This window comes from Bacillus cereus (assembly GCF_002564555.1).
GTDB classification, from domain to species: Bacteria; Bacillota; Bacilli; order Bacillales; family Bacillaceae_G; genus Bacillus_A; species Bacillus_A cereus_K.
The window spans coordinates 297,361-322,029 of sequence record NZ_NUVD01000024.1 but is presented as its reverse complement, the minus strand read 5'-3'; the positions used below and the strand labels follow the sequence as shown (position 1 = coordinate 322,029).

Sequence of the window (24,669 nt, the reverse complement as noted above, 5' to 3'; positions counted from 1 at the left end):
AAACGATTTCTTATGCTGCTTTTGCTTGGTTGACTGTTTCTACATATTGTTTTGCTTTCTCATCATCGAATTCGCCTTCCCACTTCGACATAACAATGGCAGCTAATGCATTTCCTAATACATTGACAGCTGAGCGGATCATATCTAAAATACGGTCAATTCCCGCAATTAATGCAATGCCTTCTAGTGGTAATCCCATTGATCCTAACGTTGCTAATACAACAACGAATGATGCCCCCGGAACTCCCGCCATACCTTTAGATGTTAACATGAGAACGAATAATAACGTTATTTGCTCTGTTAGTGACATGTGTATACCGTACATTTGTGCAACAAATAATGCCGCTAACGCTTGATAAATAGCTGACCCAGTCAAGTTAAATGTATAACCTGTCGGAATTACGAAAGAGGCAACTGCCTTTGGACAACCGAACTCTTCCATCTTTCTCATTATATTAGGTAAAACAGCTTCTGAACTTGCTGTCGTAAATGAAAGAATAAGTTCTTCTTTTAAAATTTTCATTAGTGTAAAAATGTTTACTCCAACCATTCGCGCATTAATACCTAATACAATCACAACGAATAGTATAACAGTTACGTATACAGCTAGCACTAGTTTTCCTAAAGGAAGTAGTGTTGCCACACCGAATTTTGCAACCGTAACTGCAATTAATGCGAATACACCAAATGGTGCAAATTTCATAACTTGATTTGTGACCCAAAACATCGCTTCGAGCACACCTTCAAAGAAGTTAAAGACAGGCTTTCCTTTTTCTCCAATTGCCGCAACTCCTAAACCGAATAACACTGAGAAGAATATAATCGGTAATAAGTCACCTTGTGCAATAGATTCAAATACGTTTTTCGGTACAATGTGAACAATCGTTTCAGCAAAACCTTTCTTCTCTGTGGCATCTGCCGTTTCTTTATAAGAAGAAATATCACTTTGCTGTAAATTATTCATATCAACGCCAGTACCCGGCTGGAAGATATTTGCTGCAATTAATCCCATCAAAAGAGCAATAGTCGTAATAATTTCGAAATAAAGAATTGTTTTTCCGCCTAGTTTCCCAAGCTTTTTCATATCTCCTACACCAGCTACCGCAACAATTAATGCTGAAATAACAATCGGTACTACAATCATTTTAATTAAGTGAATAAATATATCCCCAACTGGTGTGATATAAGAAATCGCCGTTTTATTTCCATAAAAGATTGCCCCTACCACAATCCCTAAAACGAGCGCGACAAAAATTTGTGTTGCCAATCCGAATTTTTTCATTTATGTTCATCCCCTTTATGCGAACGCTTTCATTTCGTATTTATAAAAGCTACTCACACATCATATAAGCAAACCTACAAAATCAGACAAAAACCTACAAGTTCGTCACAAAAAATTCGAAAATTTTTCTTTTCTTTTTCATTGACACCATTTTGTTAAAAATCAATAAAATAAACTTGAAAAGTAATTAGATTATTTTGTATAATCAAAAAGATATACACTTACAATAAATCGAAATGAAGAGGAGTGGATGTTATGAAAAATTATGTACAGAAATTCGTCCTATCCTCTTCTTTTCTTTTTCATTTTCTTAAAAAGGAACAAGGGCATTCGCCCTTGTTCCTTTTTTATTGCGATCTATATAGGAGGAATTGTTATGAAGCCTTATAAACGAGTCTTAATTAAATTAAGCGGTGGCGCACTTGCCGATCAATCTGGAAATAGCTTTAACTCCAAACGATTAGAACATATCGCAAACGAAATTATCTCCATTGTTGACCTAGGTATCGAGGTATCCATCGTCATCGGTGGCGGTAACATTTTCAGAGGTCATCTCGCTGAAGAATGGGGAATTGATCGTGTAGAAGCTGATAATATCGGGACGTTAGGTACAATTATTAACAGCTTAATGCTTCGCGGCGTTTTAACAAGTAAAACTGATAAAGAAGTACGCGTTATGACTTCCATCCCTTTTAATGCAGTAGCTGAACCATATATTCGCCTGCGTGCAGTCCACCATTTAGATAACGGTTATATCGTTATTTTTGGAGGCGGTAACGGGCAACCGTTCGTTACAACAGATTACCCAAGTGTACAAAGAGCCATTGAAATGAATAGTGACGCTATATTAGTCGCAAAACAAGGGGTCGACGGCGTCTTTACAAGTGATCCAAAGCATAACAAAGCAGCAAAAATGTATAAAAAACTAAACTATAACGATATTGTTAGGCAGAACATACAAGTAATGGATCAAGCCGCTTTATTACTTGCTCGGGATTACAATTTACCTGCACATGTCTTTAACTTTGATGAGCCTGGGGTGATGAAAAGAATTTGTTTAGGTGAGCATGTTGGAACTTTGATTAATGATGACGTTTCGATGCTGGTGCATGAAAATTAATTATTTTTCATCAAAAAGGGTGTCTTTTGTAGACACCCTTTCTTAATTATTATAAATAAAAATCAACCAATCCCGACAATTTCTCCTTACAACGCTCCCAGAAAGATAAGTTGTCAAAAAACGTTTTTGTCATCTTTTTCGAATCATGAAAGTCTTGCGTTAGCGCTTCGTTAACTTGTGCCACAATTGGCCCACCATGAATATACAAATTCAGCTCATCATTTATATAGAAGCTACGCGCTGTAATGTTTGTTGTACCGATAACAGTCAATTCATTATCAATAAGCATTAACTTCCCATGAAACATCCCTTTTTTATAGCCATATACAGTAATTCCATGTTTAACAGCTTCACGTATGTACGGATATGCCGCCTCTTTAATAAGAGGAATATCTGGTTTATATGACCAAAGTATTTTTACTATAACGCCACGTTTTTGCGCCGCAATTAAAGCCTTCATTAATTCTTTATTTTTCGCTATAAAATAAGGTGTTGTTATTACGATCGAATGCTTCGCTTGTTTTATCAACTCTATATATTTTTCAGCGACGTGATGCCCATTGTAACTAGCCATAGTATGTAACGTGTTCCCTTTACTAGCTTTATTCGTACTTCTCTTTATATTTTCTTTCGTATCTCGTTTCCAATCTAAAGCGAACTGTTCTTCTAAGTCCTTTGCTCCTTCTCCTCTTATCCGCACATGATAATCACGCCAATATCCAAAACGCTTATCTTTCCCTAAATATTCATCTCCCATATTAAATCCACCTGTATAACCAATTTCCCCATCAATCGATGTAATACGGCGATGATTGCGGTGATGCAAAGAATAAAATCCAAATGGCAATTCAAGGTTTCTACTATATGTAAAATGAACACCACTTTTTCGCAATTCATTTTTCATCTTTCTTTCAAAAGACAAATCATTAATTAAATCAACCGATAAATATACGTTTACTCCTTCTTTCGCTTTCTCTTTTAATAAGTTTAAAAAAGTATGGCTACTTTTATCATCCGATAAAATATAAAAATAAGTGTAAATAGATTGCTTCGCTTCTCTTATATCAGTAAACAACTGTTTATAAAACGACTTTCCTTCTACATATAATTGAAAGTCACTATAATGAGGCGCATACTCTGTCGGCATATTTTTCCCGGCTTCCATTTTCCTGCCGAGGGTAACATCTATATGCATCCAAATTAAAATAAAAGCTAAAATAGCAATACTAATAGAAGTACCTCGCAATATTTTTTTAATCATTTTGATTTCCTTCCGCTTATTTTCTTTCCACCTTTCTATTTTGTCATTCGAATTTAGATTTCATGCTTCATACAAAAAGGATGTGACTTAGCGTCACACCCCTCTTTATATTAAACAAAGTTCCTCGCATCATTATTTCTTCCAAATTTATAAATAGCAATTAAGAAGAATGCAATCGCAAAGGCGAATAAGATTAAAATGTTTAAATACAACTCTGAGAATGGTATTCCTTGTTGTAGTTTTGATACTGTGTCTAACAACCATCGTTGCGGAAGAAAATCAGCTACTTTTTGTACTGCTTTTGGCATAATGTCATACGGAAAATAGCATCCAGCGAGTAAACATGTTGGTACAATGACCATATTTTGCATCGTATTTGCCGATGCTGAGTTTTTCGAAAAAGCGACAATTACTAATGACATCCCAACCGCTACTAAAGCAAATAGCATTAGTACACCCATCATCACTATGAAAGGCATATTGATATTCGTATGAAAAACATTCGTTAGAAATAGGATTGTAATCATAATTTGCACTGTTAATATCATCATATTTACCCCGACATTAGATAATATAAATTTCTTCCCATCTATCGGCGTTGATAATAACCTAAAATACGTTCTATTCTCTTTTTCTTTTAAAATATAACCTGATAAGTTCGCTGCTGAAAATAGCATAAACATAATAAGATAGCCCATCGTTTGATTTGTCATATCTTTATTTTTTGAAATATCTTCAAGTGTCTCAGACTTTACTTTAAATGAACTTTTTTGATATCCTGCGTACATAGTATCAAATGTACTTTGATCCGCCCCTGCCACTTTACTAATCGCAGAGATGTTATCAACATAGTTATATAAATATGATTTTATAAATCCCGTTACTTGATCGCCTTTAATCGATGAAATCTCAATGTGACTCGGCTTCCCTTCCCGAACACTTTCGGAAAAACCAGACTCTAATGTAATAACACCATCAAGTTTTTTTGAGGTGAGTTTATCTTCTACTTCCGATTCTTTAATCTTACTCACATTTACATGATTTAACCCTTCTAAAAATTTCACTGTATCATTTGCTATCGGCTGATTTTCTTTATTTATAACCCCAATATTTAACGTTCCTTGCCCTATATTTCCATATATCGAAAAGGAGATGAGCGTTCCTATTATCGGCAAGCTAATAATAATGAGTAAACTTTTTTTATTTTTCAAAAGTACAGATAACGTTTTTTGTATGAGCCATAAAATATCTTTCATACTATAGCCCCTCCCGTCTACGTAATGCAATAATCGCAATGATTAAAAAGAGTACTGAAATCCCAAGGTTTAAAGATATTACCGGCAATGCTGCCCCTACATCATTCGCATAAATAATTTTCATAACAGCTGTATTTGCCCACGTTAATGGTGATAAGTTCGTAACGACATTTTCTTCTACTACGAAGTATGCTCCGCCAAAAATAGAAGCTAATTGCACTATAACTAAAACAATTGCTCTAGATGCTTCACCTGTTTTCGTAATATATCCAATCCCTAAACCAAAGCTAATTGCTAGAAAGACTTGTGTTAATAAAATAATAAATATGATTCCAAGATGGTCGCCCCAATTCGCTTGAAAAACAAATTTGCTAAATAAAATGACAAGTAATATACACAGTGCGTTCGCTACTAGACTGCCTAGCACTTTTCCAATGAAAATTTCAGCCTTACTTATTGGCGCTGCAATGAGACGATCTCCTGTTTTACGTATCCGTTCTCCTCGAATTAAAGAACTCGCTCCCATTGCAGCATACAGTGTGATCATCGTCGTCATTACAACTGCATAGTAATCCATAGAACCTGGTTTTTTAGCAGCTTGTAAGGATGTTTCTTTTATATAATCGTTATGATTTCCGTTTGAAATAACTGCGTTAACCTTACTTGGATCTACTTTCGCAACTTCGATTGCTACATTGTACTTATCAACAAATGTTGTAAGCATTCCTTCAACAATACTTCCCTCAATACTACTTCTATCGCTTCCATAAACGTTCACACTATCTTTATTTAATTCTATATAGGCAGCATATTTATTTTGCTTCACTTCTTCTTTCCCATCTATGCCCTCAGAAGCTTTTTTAAAATGAATACCTGATTTATCGACTTCTTTCGTAAATGCTTCAAATGATTGTGAAAACGTACTACTTGCTTCATCTTTGTATAGCACTTGTATATCCTTAATCGATTGACTATCGCTATTAAACGCGTTACTTAACGCTGTTCCTAACACAAGCATAAGTACAATCGGAAATGCTAACATAAATACTAAATTTCTTACGTCCCTGAAATCTCTTTTAATATGCATAACTGCAATATTGAAGATGTTCAATTGATGAACCTCCCTTTACCTTTTCTTCATTTCCCTTTATTTGTCTCGTAAATTTCTTCCAGTCAACGTAAGGAATACTGTTTCTAAGTTCGGAGCCTGCTCCTCTAACGAACGAATCTCCATATCGTGATTAATACAATGTTGAATAATTTTATTTAAATTATTTAATCCTGCATCAGAATTCACTTTAATTACGTTCTCTTCGATTTGAACAGCTTTCACACCGCTTATCTCTTTTAATTTTTCTACATCTAAGTTTTCTACTGACTTCACTTCGATCCAAATATCTTTCGTATCGGTAATAATCGCTTTTAACTGTTCTTTTGTGCCTTCTGCAATTACTTTACCGTGATCTACAATTGCTATTTTCGTACACATCTCTTCTACCTCTTCCATGTAGTGACTCGTATAAATTATCGTACTTCCCATTTCATTTAATTTACGTACTGACTGAAGAATATAGTTCCTTGACTGCGGATCAATTCCAACTGTCGGCTCATCCATAATAATTAACTTCGGTCTATGAGCAATCGCACAAGCGATATTCAGTCTTCGTTTCATCCCGCCAGAAAAGTTTTTCGGATAGCTTTTATGTTTATCACTTAGACCTACAAATTGAAGTGCTTCCTCTACTCTCGCCTTTAGTTCAGCCCCTCTTAATCCGTACAATCCAGCAAAGAATTTCACATTTTCATAGGCGGTTAGCTCTTCATATATTGCGATATCTTGCGGAACAATACCGATGTTCATCTTCGCAAATCGAGTATGTTTCTTTATATTTTTTCCTAGTATGCTAATCTCACCTTCATTACTTCTTAATAACCCAGCAATCATATTAATTGTTGTACTCTTACCAGCACCATTTGATCCTAAAAATCCAAATATTTCTCCTTCTTTAATAGATAAAGACATATTATCTACCGCGATGAAATCACCAAATTTTTTCGTTAAGTTTTTAATTTCCAATGTATTCATCATTTCACCCCTATTTCGGTTTCTCTGCTATCAGTATAAACAAAAAGAATGAACCTGCTCAGTGCAGAACTTCATTCTTTTCACATGAGAATATTCACTTTTTTCATATGAGATGATTCATCCTCATCACACTTTCCTATATCGGCAACAACATCGTTACTGAAAAACCACTTGTCCCATCTACAATAATTTTCCCGTTTACAGATGCTGTTCTCTCCTCCATACCCATAATACCGAGACCTTTTTTCACAAGCACTGCACCTTTTCCATTATCCTTCACTTGTACTTTAACCATCTTGTTAAGCACATGAATATCTATAGAAATAACTGTCGCATCAGCGTATTTCATTGCATTTGTTAACGCCTCCGTAACGTTTTCACCGATAACCTTCCACTGAATTGGAGAAATCATATCTAAGTTGCCTTTATAAACGAAAGGAATGTTCACATCATGCTTACCTGCAAATTCCTCTATGAATAATTTCATACGATGAATGCCAATTTGCTCTGTTGGTGGCTTCATGTTTTTTAATGTAACCCGAATGCTTTCAATGCCATCTTTCGAAATGTGAATGGCATTTTGTAATAACTCCGCAGATTTCACTTTATCTATTTCCATTAATCTCTTTGCTGCTTCCATTTGAATAAGTGCACCCGTCATCGAGTGACCAATTTTATCATGAATTTCTTGTGATAACCGATTTCTCTCTTCTAACTTAAACGTGTACTCCGATTGCCTTATGTACTCTTTATTTTCATGTAAACTTTTCGTCAGTCGTTGCATATCTTTTCGCATCTTATCATTTTGTGATTCAAGCTTTAATACTCGAGCGATATAACGATCTGCCATAGTTAAAATGAGAAAAGAAAATGCAACAATTAATCCATACGTCATTCGAATATTTTCATCTGTAATAGCAATCGGGAGCATCATAATGACAAAGCGTGGCCAAATTTTCTCTATGTAATGGAATGTAATTTCGTATAAGTTCAAAGGTAAAAACAAAATAAACAGTGGATGAACCTTCCACGTAAACAATATGATTACGCCAACTGACACGAGAATTAAACCTTTATTGTACGTATCTTTTTTAAAAATGGAAATCATTATATTTATAGAAAGATATATAAGCAAAGTAAGTATAATCCACGGTAAGTTCGCAACATTTAAATGAATATAGCTGAACACAATATATATAAAGACAATTAATTTACTTACAGTTAACCAAAATTCCATATCATTAATCCACTTTCCCTGTTAAGTAATAAATCGCAATTTGCGTACGATGTTCTAGTCCCGTTTTCCCTAAAACTGATGTAATATAATTTGCGATTGTTCCTTCCGATATGAAAAGTTGCTTCGAAATCTCTTTATTCGAAAAACCTTTCGCAATTAATGCGATAATACTAAGCTCTCTTTCAGTAAACAGACTCTTATCTATTTTAGATTCTTCCTCTTTACTTTCCATTAAATTAGACTTAATTTTATCAAGAACGACATCTTGCATAACAGTTTGGCCGTTATAAACGCCTTTTATTGCATCACGAATACGCTCCGGATCATTATTTTTTAATAAATAACCTTTCGCTCCGTTTTTTACTGCATCCAAAATATATTCATCATCATCAAACGTCGTTAAAATAAGCGGCTTTGTTTTCGTTTCTTCACAAATGAACTTCGTCGCCTCTACCCCGTTCATGTTTGGCATACGAACATCTAAAAGTGCAATATCAACTTCGTTCTTTTTGCAATATTCCACTGCTTCTTTCCCATCATTTACAGTATCTACTACTTCAAACTCTTCATATGTATTTAAAATAATTTTCATGCCTTCTCTAATAAAAGAATTATCATCCGCTATTAATATTTTAATTTTCATGTTTGTTAGTATGGACATCCCCTACTAACATTCACATCCTTTCTCTTCGTAACATTTCCTCTTTGCTCATTATATACTTCTCTCTACCATTTTTTCACACCTTTTTCATATAGCCCCTTCTCTAAAAATATATTATTCTTTTTTTACAACATGTGTAGGGTGACTTATCGTTTCTTACGTCTATATAATAGAATGCGTCAAAAAGGAGGGAGACGACTATTGAGGAAAAACAATTAATTGAAAAAGCACAACAGGGAAGTGAGCATGCTTTTCGCATCATTGTACAAACATATCGTCATTATATTTTTCAAGTTATCTTTTCTATTTTAAGACATGAAGAAGATGCTAAAGATGTTACACAAGAAGTATTCGTAAAAATCCACGCCTCTCTCCCTAATTATCAATTTCGCGGTTTAAAAACGTGGATGGCACGTATTGCTACTAATCACGCTATTGATTATAAAAGGAAAAAAGCTAGAGAAAACGAAGAACTTTCCTTATGTAAAGAAACTGAAGAAACTATAAAGTCTTCTCACAATATTGAAGCTTTATTATTGACGAAAGAGAAAAAATTGTTGATTGCTCAAAAACTAAGAGAACTTCCGGAAAATTACCGTGACGTCGTTCTCGCACATTACTTAGAAGAAAAAAGCTATCAAGAAATTGCTTTGCAGGAAAACATCGAAGTGAAAACAGTCGAAATGAAACTGTATCGGGCAAGAAAGTGGATTAAAAAGCATTGGAAGGAGGAAGAGTTTCTATGACCCATTATTCAAAAGAAGATTGGCACAATTACATACTAGATCTTATAACAAGCAATGAACGCGAATCTATGGACGAACATCTTTATGAATGTGATTATTGTTTAACACTTTATATGGAAAGTATTGATGAACAAACTGAAAACCTTCCAATGATAAATGATGATTCATTTACAAACGAAGTTATGACGCAAATTAATTTTGAAACGCTACAATCTAATGAAACTATGAAATCGAATCAACTAAAGCGCACGATCATTCACTACATAATTGCGACTGCGGCTACAATTATTTTTATGGTAAGTGGTTTATTCCATTATATTTTCACAGCGACATCAAATTTCGAAAAATCTTCGAAACATAATGAGACTTCTATCTCGCAACAAATTGTAAACAAAGCAGTGGATACATCAAAAAAGGACGGAGGTTTAAAGCATGAATAAAAATCCCTTTTTAGCACTTGTATTAGGGCTAATTCCTGGGCTTGGACACTTATATTTAAAGAAAATTGGACGTTTTATTTTATATAGCGGAGGATCTTTATTTCTATTTACCTTTGCGGTATTTTGGACGACACAATTAGGAGAGCGCGAGATTACCTTTCTTTCCCTCTTTTTACTAGCCATGTTATGGGTAATCAACTTACTAGATTTAGTCATCACTATTATAAATCAATCGAAAAAACAAGCAGCAGCCGGACAATTGACAGAGCCCTCTAAAGAGAGCGAACGATTTTATATCATTCTCCTATCAATCATCCCTGGACTTGGTCATTTCCAATTAGGGCTTATGCAACGCGGACTTACATTTTTAGTCGCTTGCGCAGGTCTAGGCAGTATGATTATATTTGTTACATTATTAACTAACCAAGGTAGTTTTCTTATATTCCTTGTTACGTTACCTGTTTTATGGATTTACAACTTCTTTGATGTTGTTCAACAACTCCAGAAAAAAGAACGTGGTGAGCAACTAATTGATCGTACTATTTTTGAAGAATTTGAAGAACATCGAGAACAAGGAAAGAAAAGTAAAACATTCGCTTCTATTTTAGCAATGTTTCCTGGAGCTGGACATATGTATTTAGGCTTACAGCGCCGTGGTCTTCAGCTTATGGCAGCTTTTTTACTATCAATTTATTTACTCGACTTATTAAGACTTTCTGCGTTCTTATTTTTAGTACCAATCATTTGGTTTTATAGCTTTTTTGATGCGTTACAACAAACTGCAAAATACGGAAAAGAACGCGTACATGACGAACCTATTATTGATTATTTCATAAATCATCAAAGATGGATCGGTATTGGATTAATTGCATTAGGTGGTTATCAATTATTAGATCAAACACTCCTTCCTATTTTGGACGATTATTTTGCAACTATATTTAACATTCATCTTAGCGAACTATATTATCGCTATTTCCAAACATCTATTGTTGCACTCCTCTTAATTGGTGGCGGCTTTAAATTGTTACTTGGAAATAAAGAAAACAAAGGTGGGACAAAAGAATGAGGACTTGGCGTGTTGGAACATTCTCAATGGGCATTTCCATTATATTGTTAGGGTGCTTTTTACTATATTCAGTCGTAAAAGGCATTCAAGTATTAGATACACTTACAGCGTGGTGGCCTGTTTTACTTATCATACTTGGCACTGAAATTTTACTATACCTTCTACTTTCTAAGAAGGAACAATCTTTTATTAAATATGATATTTTTAGTATTTTCTTTATCGGGGTTTTAGGAAGCGTTGGAATTGCTTTTTACTGTTTATTATCAACTGGATTACTAGAAGAAGTTCGTTACGCCTTTAATACAACTAGACAAACGAACACGATTCCAGAAAGTAAACTTGATATTCCTGAATCTATCAATAAAATTGTAGTGGATGCAGGTACAGACAATTATCCTCTAACGATAGACGGCAGAAACTCAAATGAAGTTAGCCTTCTTGGAACATACGAAATGACGACAAAAGGAAATGAAAAACTCAATTTAAAACAAGAAGATTTTCTTTCAGTTCAAACGACTGGGGAAACAATGTATATAACATTAAAGTCATTACCGTTTCATCAAAGAATGTTTGGTCATGAACCACGAGTAAAACCGACGCTTGTACTCCCACAAACGAAACATGTAGAAATTCGTGCTTCTAATCGAGATCTTTCTCTTTATCCAGGTCAATTACAAAACAATTGGTTTGTACAAGAAAGCTCAGGTGTATCTGTTCATTTAATAAAAGAGAGTGACGTATCTCTAACAGCAGTAACAAATCAAAAAGAAGCTATTGGAAATACACCTTGGGGACAAGTAGAAGATTTAACGAAAAAAGAAAACAACTCTTCAGAAGAAAATCCAGAATTAAACGAGCAAGAACATTGGTATAAAAATACGATTAAAACTGGAAATGGAACGTACAAATTAAATATTGAGAAAGCTTATAATTTGGATATGAGCGTTATCGAAAAATAAGAAAAACCTTCCACAATTGTGGAAGGTTTTTCTTATATAATCGCTTTAATTCCTTCTAACACTAATCCAATCATAAATCCGCAAACAGCTCCGTTCACACGGATCCACTGCAAATCTTTCCCGACATTATTTTCAATCATTTCGATTAATGTTTTATCGTCTAACTTATCAAGATTTTCTTGTACAAGCTTTCCGATTTTCGAATGGTTCTTTTCAACTAAATTCACTACTTGCTTTTGTAACCAGTCTTCTATTTTTTGAACAGTCAATGCGTCTGCTTGTAATTTATTCATTTGTGTTTTTAAAAATGGCACAACATATTTATCCGCAAACTCTTCATTTTTCACAAAGGTAACTGCTCTTTGTTGCACTTGCTCCAGCATCTCTTTTATTTTGTCGGTAGCATCCCAATTCGCAATCCACTTTTCTTTCCACTTTTCTAATTCCTGTAGTAAAGCTTCATTTTCTTTTACATTAATAATTTCTTGACGAATCTTCGCTAATATAAGTTGTCTTGTGCTATTATCAGCATCTTGTAGGCTGTTAATATTGCTTATGATAAACTTCTGCAGAATGCCGCCAATTTTATCTTCATCCACAATATTCATAAACGATTTTAAAGTAAACTGCAAGAATCCATCTACTTTTATATTTTCCATCGCCTTCATTCCTAAGCTTCCAAGCTGATAACGAGCTTCATCTTGCGCTGTCCAATCTTTCACCTTTACTAATATGTAATCAAGTGTCTTCTCATCATATTCTTGCACAACTAATTGATCAACAAGCACTTGTAATATGTTACTTGTATTAATTGTATGCAAATACGTTTTTAATTCCTTTTCAATAATAACAGCTAGCTTCTCCGTATCTATTGCAACAATCGCTTTCTCCGCAATCGTTACAATCCCCTTTTTCACAGCATCAGACTGCATTTCTCTCTCAGCAATTTGCAGCACCATTTGCGCTAACTGCATTTCTTTTACTTTATTCGTAATACTTTCTTTCGTCAGCCATTCATTTTCTAACGTATTAATGAGCCCTTTCGTTACCCGTTTACGGTTTTTAGGTAACAAAGCTGTATGCGGGATTGGAATTCCCATCGGATGACGGAATAAAGCTGTAACCGCGAACCAATCCGCAAGCCCACCAACCAATCCGGCTTCAAATCCCCCTTGTATAATTTCTCCTGCTACCGTTCCTTGAAAAGGAATCGAAGCCGCAAAGCCTACCCCCATAACTCCAAGCGAAATACCCGCTATATATTTAGTCTGTAATGACATCGTATACACATCCTCTTATTATGTAAAATAAAGCTTTTTTATTATATTTAATCGATAGTAGCAATCCTCTATATATACTATAAAGAACTAGTGTGAAAATAACAAAGATTTTATAATAATACATATGCCATATAAATAAAAAATGAGGCTACAATTAGCCTCATTTTTCTTATAATGTTAATTCTAAACCTTTCTTATAATACCCATTCATCACGTCTTTTGGAACCATACTACCACCCGTTCCCCACACAATATGAGTACCTCTCTTCACCTTCTCTGTTAACTGTTGCTGTTGTAAATACTCATCTTTTTTACATACTTTCACTGGCCCTATCATACCTGCTAATGCAGAAGGCTCTAAATAAATATTTTCAGTATCAGCCAATTCTTTTAACAATCTATATAACTCTTCATCACTTACTGTGTAATTTCCACTTAAAAATGGTTCCATCGTTTTACCGACAAATCCAGATGGTCTTCCTACCGCAAGTCCATCTGCATCTGTTACATTATCAATACCGATATCTTGAACAGCAATTTTATCATGAAGTCCTGTCATTAATCCGAGTAGCATACATGGTGAATGTGTCGGCTCTGCAAAGAAACAATGGACGTTGTCTTTATACAATAACTTTAAGCCAAATGCCACTCCGCCAGGTCCACCCCCTACTCCGCACGGAAGGTAAACGAATAAAGGATGTTCTTCATCTACTACAATCTCTAACTCTTCTAATTGCTTTTGTAATCGCGATGCTGCTACTGCGTATCCTAAAAATAAATCATGTGAGTTTTCATCATCTACAAAATAACAGCTAGGATCAGCATCTGCTTGCCTTCTTCCTTCTTCTACCGCTTTACTATAATCCGCTTCATATTCAATAACATTTACACCTTTACTTCTTAATAAATCTTTCTTCCATTGTTTCGCGTCTGCTGACATATGAACAGTTACATTAAAACCTAGTTTCGCACTCATAATCCCAATGCTTAATCCTAAGTTTCCTGTCGAACCTACCGCAATAGAATACGTTGCAAAAAACTCTTTACATGTATCACTATCTAAAATGGAGTAATCATCTTCCTCTGTTAACATTCCATGCTGCAGAGCTAATTGTTCAGCATGTTTCAATACTTCATAAATGCCGCCCCTAGCTTTTATTGATCCTGATATTGGAAGCCCACTATCACATTTTAATAGTAATTCTCCTAATATTGGCTGTCCGTAGTTTTTCTCTAAAGATTGTTTCATAGAAGGTATTTTCACTAAAGGCGATTCTATAATGCCACCCATTTCTTTCGTTTCAGGAAAAACCTTCGCAATATATGGTGCAAAACGATTTAATCTCTCTTCTGCATCTTTTACATTTTCTTCATTCAGCGGAGAACCTTTTATTGCTGATTCGTATTTTTTTATATTCGGGTTTATCCAAAATACTTCTTCCGTTGCAATCAGGTTATTTACTAATGGGAATCGTTCTTTTAATACCTCTATCTCCTTCATTCCTCTTCCTCCTCATATCCTTGTAGCTCGCCACACAATAAATTATAATTAAATTAATTTAAATATAGTTTAACATAAAATTTAGTTTCAGTTAATTTTAATTTAATTCACTTAAATATAATTTAATATTCATTAAGGAGAATGCGTTATGGAAAATATAGATATTGGAAAAAAGATTGAAAAACAAAGAAAAGAAAAAGGGTTAACTAGTAAAGAACTAGCAAAGATGGCTGAAATCACACCATCTATGCTCAGTCAAATTGAACGTGGTTCTGCTAACCCTTCTATTCAAACATTAAAAGTACTCGCAAAAGCTCTTGATGTTCCAACGTTTAGCTTTTTACTTGAAGAAACAAATACAGACGATTTAATCGTACGCTCTCATAAACGAAAAAAAATGATTATCGATAATTTATCATATGAAATGCTATCACCTGATTTCACAGGAAATTTAGCAACGGCAATTATGACCATCCCACCGAATACTGCATCATCAGAAAATGTTCTAGAGCATAAAGGAGAAGAATTAGCTTTCGTATTAGATGGAACAATTACATTGTATTTAAATGAAGAAGAATACACATTAGAAACTGGTGATAGTGTAAAAATACCTGCTTATTTAAAGCATAAATGGGTAAATCAATTCGAGAAAAATGCGATTGTCTTATTTTCTGTTACTCCACCGATTTTTTAATATAAAAAATAGCCATGCGTGGACTCACTCCATACATGGCTATTTTTATTTTTTTGGTACTAACAAAATCCCTAAACTAATAACAAAAAAACTGAGGATTTGCTGTATTGAAAGACCAAATAGAACTGAATTTTGTTCACTAACAAACGAAATAACGATATGAGCAAGCCCCTCAAAAATTAGAAAAACACTTATATTCTTTCCAATTCCTAATTCTTCATTTTTCATCCATAACCAACTGATTACACAAAAGGCAAGTATAATCTCGTAAACGAAGATAGGGTGATATAAAAATTTAGATTCATATATTTTCATACCCCAAGGCAATGTCGTCTGTACACCTAATTTTTGATGAAAGAGAAAATAAAAAATAATACTCATACTTATTCCAAAAGGCAATACGTCAAGTAAAATACGAAGCGAAAATTGCTCCTTTTTACTTTTCCAAACAATGTATATACTCGCAATTACGCATCCTACTATAATATGCTGCATACTTCCTACAGCTAATAATGCTTGCAATGGCGACCCCAAAGCCCATACTGGATTTAAAATTGCCGGTGCAAATTTCCATATAAATACGATAATAAGAAAACCATTTGTTACTGCATCCATCATCTTTTCATATGATACAGTTTGGTGCTCCATCTTTCGTTTCATCAGCATAAATCCAAATAGACTTCCAATTATTAGAGATACGGGTTGTAACCTCACGATCCACTCCATCACTATGAAATCCCCTCTTAATTATCAATTAATTTCTTAAATTTCTCTTCTAATTGATCTGGAGGTAGTGCCCCTCGTACTTGGTCTACTATAATTCCATCTTTGTTAACAAAAAACGTCGTTGGTATCGAGAATACTTTATAATCTATTCCAGCTACTCCATCCATATCTAATAAAACAGGAAACTTAAATCCATGACGCTCTGCAAATGCACTCGCTTCTTGTACTGGATCCCCGATTGTTGCATTTACTGCAAAAATTTCAACATCCTTTTTATATTTGTCATACAAATGAACTAAGTCAGGTGCCTCCATTTCACATGGGCCACACCACGATGCCCAAAAATTAATAATATACGGTTTTCCCTTCGCATCATTTAATGAATATAACTTCCCGTCTAACCCTTTTAATGTTATTTCAGGTGCTTTAAATCCTACTTGTGGTAATACTTCTTTTTCCTGTAATTCTGCTTGTTTCGCTTTTCTTTCCTTTTCTTCTTTCTTTGAATTATAAAAGTTAACTCCAGCCCAAATAAGTGCACCGGCTAGTATAATAGCAATTAGTTTCTTCACTTTCCTTCCCCCTATTCGCACTACAATAAGTAGTGTTAAATCATAAAAAAAGAGGCTATATGCACTCTCCGACAATAAGTACAATCGACATACAGAATAAACCTAATGTTACATATACTGAATTAGTATGTAACGGCATATTAAGCTTAATAACTTTTTCATTTAACACTTGCTCGATTCGTAAATTGATTGCTGTTTTTGCAAATGAAGCTGTAACACATCGATTTTCCATTGTCTTTATTTTAATTATCTTCAATAACGCACTACCTAATTCGAATGAAGATTTCATTTTTTGCATCGCATATTTATCTGCTGCTAACTCTTGATACGTCTGATAACGTTGTAACAACTCTTTTAGTATCGGGATGTACATCATTCCTTCCGCTAACAACGTAAAACAAAATAATTTTAGCGGATCCCGATTATTTTGATGATATTCTTCATGAAAAACAATCGCATCAATTTCTTCCTCTGAAAACGTCTGAAGCATTCCTTCTGACATAACAACTTTCGGACGAAATAACCCAATTGTAAAGGCTACAACTTCCATAGTCGGCAGTATATATATTTGTTTTCCTTTTCTAATGAAAGGGAAAAGTACTTTTTGCAATTTTGTACTATAGAAAAATTGCCGCCATAGTCTTTTGCACACGATTAGTACAGTAAGTAATAACAATACAGCTATTATAATACGAATCAGCGATAATTCTTTCATATGTTTTTCTAACTCAAACAAGCAAAATTTTGAAAGAAAGAACGCCTTATTTTGAAAAAGAAATGGATATGTAACGTAATACACTAACATGCTGAAAAAGAGAGTACTGACAATTACTGCTAACAATACGATTTTACGCATTTGCCATTTCATTTTATTGATCCTCTTTTTTTAATTGACTCAATTTGTCTTCTAATTTTTTTATTAAAGTCGGATCAACCTGCTCTAACTCATCTAGCATATGATTTACAACTAAATCTCCAAATTCCCCCATTAATTCCTGTGTCATTTTCTTCGTTTGATTGGATAAGAACTCTTCTTTTGTTTGTACAGCACGATATATGCCACTTCTTTTCACAGTCTGTTTTTCTAAGTGTGACTTCTCTACTAACCTGTTCATAACTGTCATAACAGTATTAAAATTCACCTGTGATTCTTCACTTAATTTCTGCTGCACCTCTTTAATGGTAATACCCTCTGTAGACCAAACAACCTCCATAATTTTTGCTTCAAGCGGTCCAAAGAAATGGTTTAGCCCTTCTTCATTTAACTTATAATTTTGGGTAAACATCGTATGACTCCTTTCACACTACAGATTGTAGTACAAACTAAATGAAAGGTCAAACACCAATGATATAAACTAATAGCCACTAATTATGAATATCCATTCATTGTAAACCTAACTTCTCTCCAAATGTATCATAGAGATACTGTTCTAATATTTGTACACTAAACTTCTCATTACGCCCAAGTGCAAATAATTCCCGATTTTTGGCTACTATAGTATCCAACGGAATAGCCACATTATCGACTATTTTCGTAATCTCAATTATGTTACTTTTTACGTTTACCTCTGTTTTAAATTCAATGTTTTCTAATACTATATGTGAGCGTCTTCCTGATGCAAAAAAAGTAAAGTTAGGATTTTTAACAACGCCAATTTCACTCTCTAATGCATATAAATAATGAAAAATTATATCTCTATGTCCATCTTTTATTACTTTTTCATCTTTCTCATCATCTAAGTATTCTTTCAACTTCGTTGTAAATTCAAATCGAAAATCCACTTTTTTCACGCTCCTCTTTTCATTCCATACCAAATAAATATATCCAAATAACTTCATCATATTGTAATACATTTTCCCATAAAAAGTAAAAAGCTTTTTTGCGAAATCACCGATATTTCTGATACCTTTTTAAAATATAAACAATAATCCAATATTAATTCATGCATCATTACATCCATTTAAACATATTGTTTCCATATTTTGAAACAATAGTATGCAGTATCATATAGCAATAAACTGTTTCTAATTCATTGCTCGATATAGCAACTGCCTCCTTTACTATCCCAATATATTCAAATTACATTTTCACTTTATTCATTACATTAGAGAAGGAATGTAACTCTTTTCTATCGAATTTTTACATAATAAAAATGATTAGGTGGTGCTTTACTATGAAATTAGCTGTCATTGGTGGCGGTGATTTACAAGATTCAAATCACTTGCATATTAATGAACGACTTATAGAATTAACAAATAAACAGTATCCAAAAGTATTATTCATTCCAACAGCTAGTCATGATGATGAAGGATATATAAAGTTATTTTTAGAAACATTTGAAAAACAATTACATTGTGAGGTTCAAATTTTACGTATTATAAACGAAACACCTACTAAATATGAAATAGCTGAAATGATTGATTCTGCTGATTTAATCTATCTTGGCGGTGGGAATTACGTTCACATGCTTGAACAATGGAAAGAACATAAATTAGATGAAAAGTTACTAATTGCTTTAAAACGCGGCACACTTATTGCAGGATATAGTGCCGGTGCTATGTGCTGGTTCACATCTAGCATACGTTCAGACTATGGAGGTTCTGGCTATATAGAAAGTAGTGGATGGAGTATTGTTAACAAAAGATTTTGCCCCCATTACAATCAATTAAATAGAATGAATGCCTTCCATACGTTTTTACAAACTCATCAAGGTAATATAGAGGGCATTGCACTAGAAGATAATTGCGCTTTATATATTACAGCAGATTCATTTGAAATTATCGGTGAACCAGAGAAAGCATGGGAGTTTTATATGAGTAATGGAAAACTCATTAGGCAACATTTTGACATAACTTTAAAAAGTTATTTATAAGTATTCATCAACAAAAAATGTCCCTAAGTATAATAACTTAGGGACATTTTCATCTTTCAATTCACTAATCGTGTAATTCGTTTCTTCTGCCATGAAAGCTTATAATATGCATACTGTAATATTAAGCTGACGATGAATGCCGCTGGGTACCCAATCCATATCCCTTCTATACCAAGGCTCGTATGGTAAGAAAGATAATACGCCACAGGTACTTCAACAAGCCAAATTGATACAACACTGATTACAGTTGGCCATAGTACTGTACCACTTGCTCGCATTGTCGCACTAATAATTTGTGCATGACCGAAAATTAAGTAACTCCATAATGTAATCATGATTAGGCTATGAGCAATTTCAATTGTATTTTGACTTGTTAAAAATAGTGCTAGAATATCTCTTGAGAACAAGTAAATAAGAGATATCAATACACCGCCAATGATGTAATTCATAATAATTCCGGCCTTTACAACTTTCTGCAATCGATCAAATTGATTCGCACCAATTGATTGCGCCGCAAAAATGGAGACAGTAATACCAAGACTAACAGCTGGCATTTGTACATAACTTGCAACTTGATTCACAACGCCATAAGCTGCTGTTGCATCCGATCCGTAACGATTTACAAACGCGATTACCGCAATTTCAGATAATGAAACTAATATCATATTAATACTCGCTGGAATACCAAGTCGTAATAATAGCTTTAATAACTCCAAATCCATTCGAAGATATTTTCTTACCGTTGTATCCAGTTGTAGTGGGTGATTTTTCTTCTTTAAATACACTAGCATGACAATAAACGTAATAACTGTAGATATAACTGAAGCATACGCTGCTCCATACACATCTAATTTCGGAGCTCCTAACCAGCCAAAAATAAGAACTGGTAATAAAATCATATTTAGCGCTGTACTTACAATTAAAAAGTAAAATGGCGTTTTAGAATCTCCTGTACCTCTCATAAATGTTGTGTATGCAAAATATAAAAACAAAACTGGCATAGAAATAAATAAAATCCGTGCATAATGTACACTTATGTCAATAATATTTTCTGGCGTTCCCATAAAGCGCATAATATCCATCGCAAAAATACTACCTATTATCGCTAACACAACTCCGATAATAAAAGTAAACGTCAGCGTCGTACCAACGATAGCTTTTAAACGTTCTTCATTTTTAGCACCAAACGCCTGACCAATTAAAATAGAACTACCCGAACCAATTCCAATTACAAATGAAACGAGTAGGAAAAATAGCGGAAAGAAAGCCGATATAGCTGCTAAATCATTTACCCCTAGCCATCTTCCTACTACTACCATGCCAAATAATTGTCCAACTGATTGTAGTACATTACTTAATAATAGTGGTACTAAAAACATGGACATCGATTTCCATATCGGTTTACTCTCACTTTCTAACTTATGTGACTCTGCACCTTCTTTATTGTTATCTGCAGGTGGTTTCAAATTTCATTTCTCCTTTTATTAAAAATCGGTTTTTTCAGCCTCTTTCTCTTTGTATAGTTGTTATAAATTTGTGCTTCTATTCATTTTCTTTCCGCATTATTACAACTTCACCCAATATTGACTTCCATCAGCTGTCCTATCTAAAAATCCATATTCGATTAAATATCTTCTTAAAGTCACAAAATCCGGATATACATTTTCTAAAATTGTGTTTACTTCTTTTTCAGAATACTTTTGATTACTATTAAATTTCTTCACTAAGTGACGTAATATAATTAATTTACGCTTTTGCTTCTTCGGAAATTTAGAAAGCGGTCCATCTAACCCTTCTGTAAAATGCGCTTTTAATACTTCATCGTTTTCTTCTTCCGTAATATTATAACGATCATCCACCATCGTCGCTGTTCTATGAATTGGTACAAATTTCGTTTGCACTTTCGATTTTTCTTCTGATAATTCCATTAATGCTAAAAATACTTTCGCCTGCTTCATTTTCTCTCGCAATGTAAATCGATGATTGCGAATCGTCGATGTGCTCCCGCCATCCATCTCTTTTACAATTTCTTTATCACTCAGTCCCATATAGAAAAACTGAACCATTTTCTTTTGTAAATCCGTTAAACCTGTAAATTTTTTATCCATATTTAATAAATAATCAAACATAGATGTATGCTCGTTTTGAATATGCAATTGCACAAACTTCTCCGCTTCATACAAAACTTGATTATCTTGATAAATAACCCCTTTAATAAACGTTTCTCCACAAGCTAAACAAATATATTCCTCTGCTCCCTCATCAAACACATACCCATTCTTTAATTCCTCTACTGAAGCATCCCAAAACTTCTCTGAAATATCGTCCATACTAAACACTCCTTCAAAATGTTTATTAAAAAACAAACAAATTACAATATCGTTTATTATCGCTCCATCATCTTAACACACTAAAAGCAAACAATTCAATATTTCGTTTGTCTATTTTATAAACTTTTATAAAAACATCTACCCTTTTTGTATACAGACACTAAAAAAAGAGATTATTCCTAGATTTTACTTTTATAAACTAATTAAAGTGCAGTCTGTAACGAAACACGCCCAATGTTCAATATCCTTCAAACCTTTAATTTTAACTACAAAAAAGGTGTTTCCGTTTATAGAAACACCTTTTTACCTTTTATATATTTTGTGAACAATCTCTACTAAACATTTACTCGCTTGTACAAATACATGTTTTCGATTCCCATCCTCAATAAATTTATTTGAACAACCACTCATAATCATCATACAACTAATTATGATTAGCGCTATATTTCTATTCTTGTAAGACACTTCATGCCACCCCACTATTAAAAAGCTTCCTTTAAATTTATCCCATCAAAAAATTTTACACGAATAATAAATCTAAAAAATATGCAATCTTGCATATTCTCACGTTTCATTAAGATATTGTGATTTAATTTATTTAAAGAACACTTTATCGAGGTGACTTATTTGAAATTCAAAGCGAAAAAAAATCCATTTCACGTCATTTTCATTACATTATTTATACTTATTTTTTTCATGTCACTATTCTTGCAAAATGAAAACTCTATTTTTTTCACTCTTATGATGCTGTTAAATATCGTAAATCTTTCTTCGTTCTATTTTTCGCACTACAATATAACGGAATCATCTCTTGTTGTAAAACACGGTTTCATACTGCGTACTGAAATTCCATTCGAAGACATACGTAATATTAAATATTCCGGCAAAAACCTTCATTCAAAAAAATGGACTAGGCAGCAATTAGAAATTAATTATAATTTATTCGACTCTGTGACAACCTTCGTACCACAAGAAGAAGAAAAATTCATTTCACTCTTAAAAGAGAACTGCCCACATATAAAAGTAATGAATACGTCTGCTAATAAATAATATATTTTGGAGCTTGCAGTAGTGCAAGTGGAGGAAACATAAAAAGGAATTAAAAATGAATATCAAAAAAAAGCCAAGATTCTAAACTAAGAACCTTGGCTTCCTCTATTACTCTTTCGGAGCGATCATTTTTTTCGGATCTACAATTTCATCAAATTGCTCTTCTGTTAATAATCCAGATTGCAGCGCTGCCTCTTTTAACGTTAACCCATCTTTATGAGCATGCTTCGCAATTTTCGCTGCATTTTCATATCCAATGTGTGGGTTTAATGCTGTTACAAGCATTAATGAACGATTCACATTTTCATTAATTACTTTGTCATCCGCTTCAATACCAACTGCACAATTATCATTAAATGAAACAATTGCATCTGCTAATAAGTGAGCTGATTGTAAGAAGTTATAAGCAATAACTGGTTTAAATACGTTTAGCTCAAAATTACCTTGGCTCGCAGCAAATCCAATCGTCGTGTCATTCCCCATCACTTGTGCTACAACCATTGTTAATGCTTCACTTTGTGTTGGATTTACTTTACCTGGCATAATAGAGCTTCCTGGTTCATTTGCCGGAATAATAATTTCTCCAAGACCACTACGTGGACCACTTGCAAGCCAACGCACATCGTTAGCAATCTTCATTAAATCAGCAGCTAATGCCTTTAATGCACCATGAGTAAATACAACTTCATCATGGCTCGTTAATGCATGAAACTTATTTGGTGCAGAAACAAATTGTTTACCTGTAAATTGGCTAATTTCCTCTGCTACCATCTCACCAAATTTAGGATGCGCATTAATACCAGTTCCAACCGCAGTACCACCAATTGCTAACTCTTTCATATATGTATTGCTGTCTGCAATCATACGCTCTGTTTTTTCAAGCATGCGGTGCCATCCACTAATTTCTTGCCCTAACGTTAAAGGTGTTGCATCTTGTAAATGCGTACGACCAATTTTAATAATATGTTCAAATGCAGTTACTTTTTCTGCTAATGTTTCTTTTAACTTTGTAATCGCTGGTAATACGTGATTTTCTACTGCAATTACACATGCTACATGAAGCGCTGTTGGAAATGTATCATTTGAACTTTGAGACATGTTCACATCATCATTCGGATGAATATGTACGTTAGATCCCTTCTCTTTCAAAATTTGATTTCCACGGTTTGCAATTACTTCATTCACATTCATGTTCGATTGTGTACCACTACCCGTTTGCCATACGACAAGCGGAAAATGCTCATCCCAATTCCCTGCAATCACTTCATCAGCTGCTTCCACAATTGCTTCTGCTTTTTCTTCTGATAACTTTCTTAATTTTTGATTGCTAAGTGCTGCACTCTTCTTCAAAATCGCAAATGCTTTTACAATTTCAAGCGGCATTTGCTCTGTTCCAATTGGGAAATTTTCTTTACTACGCTGCGTCTGAGCTGCCCATAATTTATCAGCTGGAACTTTTATTTCTCCTAATGTATCTCTTTCGATTCTGTACTCCATTTTTTCATCCCCTTGAAAATATAATACCTACA

At 33.9% G+C, this 24,669-nt stretch carries 25 protein-coding genes; 8 read left to right on the top strand and 17 right to left on the bottom strand.

Translation table 11 applies throughout. The features are described 5' to 3' along the window. Nucleotides 1-10 precede the first annotated feature (10 nt). Nucleotides 11-1,282, bottom strand: coding sequence for a cation:dicarboxylate symporter family transporter (locus COI75_RS16245; RefSeq protein WP_000713286.1), 1,272 nt, complete (start codon nucleotides 1,280-1,282; stop codon nucleotides 11-13). Between the two features lie 376 nt (nucleotides 1,283-1,658). Here COI75_RS16245 and pyrH point away from each other — a divergent pair, with 376 nt between their 5' ends. Next, nucleotides 1,659-2,402: a UMP kinase gene (gene pyrH / locus COI75_RS16240; protein ID WP_000806135.1), complete on the top strand. Its 744-nt coding sequence runs from the start codon at nucleotides 1,659-1,661 to the stop codon at nucleotides 2,400-2,402. A 49-nt stretch (nucleotides 2,403-2,451) separates the two neighbouring features. Here pyrH and cls read toward each other — a convergent pair whose 3' ends face one another. The 6 genes from cls to COI75_RS16210 form a co-directional block, all read right to left on the bottom strand. Continuing rightward, a complete protein-coding gene (gene cls / locus COI75_RS16235; RefSeq protein ID WP_000591889.1) occupies nucleotides 2,452-3,663 on the bottom strand; it encodes a cardiolipin synthase in 1,212 nt (403 codons plus the stop codon). Between the two features lie 110 nt (nucleotides 3,664-3,773). Continuing rightward, nucleotides 3,774-4,919 (bottom strand): ABC transporter permease, encoded by a 1,146-nt coding sequence (locus COI75_RS16230; RefSeq protein WP_000651887.1) that lies wholly within the window; start codon nucleotides 4,917-4,919, stop codon nucleotides 3,774-3,776. Nucleotide 4,920: 1 nt separating this feature from the next. After that, nucleotides 4,921-6,030 carry an ABC transporter permease gene (locus tag COI75_RS16225; protein WP_098380425.1) on the bottom strand — a complete coding sequence of 370 codons (1,110 nt, stop codon included), beginning with the start codon at nucleotides 6,028-6,030 and terminating at the stop codon, nucleotides 4,921-4,923. 36 nt (nucleotides 6,031-6,066) lie between these two features. Beyond that, complete coding sequence (locus COI75_RS16220; RefSeq protein ID WP_098380424.1) at nucleotides 6,067-7,005, bottom strand: ABC transporter ATP-binding protein; 939 nt, start codon at nucleotides 7,003-7,005, stop codon at nucleotides 6,067-6,069. A 136-nt stretch (nucleotides 7,006-7,141) separates the two neighbouring features. Beyond that, the gene (locus COI75_RS16215; RefSeq protein WP_098380423.1) at nucleotides 7,142-8,242 is read right to left on the bottom strand and encodes a sensor histidine kinase; all 1,101 of its coding nucleotides are present in this window, start codon (nucleotides 8,240-8,242) and stop codon (nucleotides 7,142-7,144) included. Between the two features lie 4 nt (nucleotides 8,243-8,246). Continuing rightward, nucleotides 8,247-8,885: a response regulator transcription factor gene (locus COI75_RS16210; protein WP_000694112.1), complete on the bottom strand. Its 639-nt coding sequence runs from the start codon at nucleotides 8,883-8,885 to the stop codon at nucleotides 8,247-8,249. 218 nt (nucleotides 8,886-9,103) lie between these two features. On the opposite strand from COI75_RS16210, the gene COI75_RS16200 reads away from it, so the two are divergent. From COI75_RS16200 to exsE, 4 genes are read left to right on the top strand one after another with little or no spacing between them, the layout of a single operon-like run. Continuing rightward, nucleotides 9,104-9,649: an RNA polymerase sigma factor gene (locus tag COI75_RS16200; protein ID WP_346426399.1), complete on the top strand. Its 546-nt coding sequence runs from the start codon at nucleotides 9,104-9,106 to the stop codon at nucleotides 9,647-9,649. Then, the gene (locus tag COI75_RS16195) at nucleotides 9,646-10,089 is read left to right on the top strand and encodes a hypothetical protein (RefSeq protein ID WP_000150234.1); all 444 of its coding nucleotides are present in this window, start codon (nucleotides 9,646-9,648) and stop codon (nucleotides 10,087-10,089) included. Before COI75_RS16200 ends, COI75_RS16195 begins: the two co-directional genes overlap by 4 nt. After that, complete coding sequence (locus tag COI75_RS16190; protein WP_098380421.1) at nucleotides 10,082-11,155, top strand: hypothetical protein; 1,074 nt, start codon at nucleotides 10,082-10,084, stop codon at nucleotides 11,153-11,155. Before COI75_RS16195 ends, COI75_RS16190 begins: the two co-directional genes overlap by 8 nt. Beyond that, nucleotides 11,152-12,114, top strand: a complete 963-nt coding sequence (gene exsE / locus COI75_RS16185) for an exosporium protein ExsE (RefSeq protein ID WP_098380420.1) — start codon at nucleotides 11,152-11,154, stop codon at nucleotides 12,112-12,114. Before COI75_RS16190 ends, exsE begins: the two co-directional genes overlap by 4 nt. 32 nt (nucleotides 12,115-12,146) lie before the next feature. Here the strand turns inward: exsE and COI75_RS16180 are convergent, their stop codons facing one another. Then, nucleotides 12,147-13,394: a DUF445 domain-containing protein gene (locus COI75_RS16180; RefSeq protein ID WP_000058316.1), complete on the bottom strand. Its 1,248-nt coding sequence runs from the start codon at nucleotides 13,392-13,394 to the stop codon at nucleotides 12,147-12,149. Nucleotides 13,395-13,563: 169 nt separating this feature from the next. Then, on the bottom strand, nucleotides 13,564-14,895 hold the full coding sequence (locus tag COI75_RS16175; protein ID WP_000658448.1) for a D-serine ammonia-lyase: 1,332 nt from the start codon (nucleotides 14,893-14,895) through the stop codon (nucleotides 13,564-13,566). Between the two features lie 148 nt (nucleotides 14,896-15,043). On the opposite strand from COI75_RS16175, the gene COI75_RS16170 reads away from it, so the two are divergent. Continuing rightward, on the top strand, nucleotides 15,044-15,589 hold the full coding sequence (locus COI75_RS16170) for a helix-turn-helix domain-containing protein (protein ID WP_000427649.1): 546 nt from the start codon (nucleotides 15,044-15,046) through the stop codon (nucleotides 15,587-15,589). A gap of 45 nt (nucleotides 15,590-15,634) precedes the next feature. Here COI75_RS16170 and COI75_RS16165 read toward each other — a convergent pair whose 3' ends face one another. The 5 genes from COI75_RS16165 to COI75_RS16145 all read right to left on the bottom strand — a co-directional run bounded on the left by COI75_RS16165 (nucleotide 15,635) and on the right by COI75_RS16145 (nucleotide 18,669). Beyond that, complete coding sequence (locus COI75_RS16165; RefSeq protein WP_098380441.1) at nucleotides 15,635-16,315, bottom strand: prolipoprotein diacylglyceryl transferase family protein; 681 nt, start codon at nucleotides 16,313-16,315, stop codon at nucleotides 15,635-15,637. 17 nt (nucleotides 16,316-16,332) lie between these two features. Continuing rightward, on the bottom strand, nucleotides 16,333-16,887 hold the full coding sequence (locus COI75_RS16160; protein WP_000733160.1) for a TlpA family protein disulfide reductase: 555 nt from the start codon (nucleotides 16,885-16,887) through the stop codon (nucleotides 16,333-16,335). 55 nt (nucleotides 16,888-16,942) lie between these two features. Beyond that, complete coding sequence (locus COI75_RS16155) at nucleotides 16,943-17,755, bottom strand: M56 family metallopeptidase (protein WP_000871948.1); 813 nt, start codon at nucleotides 17,753-17,755, stop codon at nucleotides 16,943-16,945. 1 nt (nucleotide 17,756) lies between these two features. After that, nucleotides 17,757-18,173 carry a BlaI/MecI/CopY family transcriptional regulator gene (locus tag COI75_RS16150; protein WP_000495048.1) on the bottom strand — a complete coding sequence of 139 codons (417 nt, stop codon included), beginning with the start codon at nucleotides 18,171-18,173 and terminating at the stop codon, nucleotides 17,757-17,759. Between the two features lie 97 nt (nucleotides 18,174-18,270). Then, complete coding sequence (locus COI75_RS16145) at nucleotides 18,271-18,669, bottom strand: DUF3942 family protein (protein WP_002095771.1); 399 nt, start codon at nucleotides 18,667-18,669, stop codon at nucleotides 18,271-18,273. A gap of 392 nt (nucleotides 18,670-19,061) precedes the next feature. Here COI75_RS16145 and COI75_RS16140 point away from each other — a divergent pair, with 392 nt between their 5' ends. Further along, nucleotides 19,062-19,760: a peptidase E gene (locus tag COI75_RS16140; RefSeq protein WP_000762110.1), complete on the top strand. Its 699-nt coding sequence runs from the start codon at nucleotides 19,062-19,064 to the stop codon at nucleotides 19,758-19,760. Between the two features lie 56 nt (nucleotides 19,761-19,816). On the opposite strand, the gene COI75_RS16130 is transcribed toward COI75_RS16140, so the two are convergent. Together COI75_RS16130 and COI75_RS16125 are read right to left on the bottom strand one after the other, a co-directional pair. Then, the gene (locus COI75_RS16130; RefSeq protein ID WP_000804130.1) at nucleotides 19,817-21,226 is read right to left on the bottom strand and encodes an MATE family efflux transporter; all 1,410 of its coding nucleotides are present in this window, start codon (nucleotides 21,224-21,226) and stop codon (nucleotides 19,817-19,819) included. A gap of 99 nt (nucleotides 21,227-21,325) precedes the next feature. Next, entirely contained in the window at nucleotides 21,326-22,090 is a 765-nt protein-coding gene (locus COI75_RS16125; protein WP_000340983.1) for a DUF2087 domain-containing protein, read from the bottom strand. A 627-nt stretch (nucleotides 22,091-22,717) separates the two neighbouring features. Between COI75_RS16125 and COI75_RS16115 the strand changes: the two genes are divergently transcribed. After that, entirely contained in the window at nucleotides 22,718-23,140 is a 423-nt protein-coding gene (locus tag COI75_RS16115) for a PH domain-containing protein (protein WP_000669077.1), read from the top strand. A 108-nt stretch (nucleotides 23,141-23,248) separates the two neighbouring features. Here the strand turns inward: COI75_RS16115 and fumC are convergent, their stop codons facing one another. Then, nucleotides 23,249-24,637 (bottom strand): class II fumarate hydratase, encoded by a 1,389-nt coding sequence (fumC, locus tag COI75_RS16110; protein WP_000456626.1) that lies wholly within the window; start codon nucleotides 24,635-24,637, stop codon nucleotides 23,249-23,251. Nucleotides 24,638-24,669: the final 32 nt, after the last annotated feature.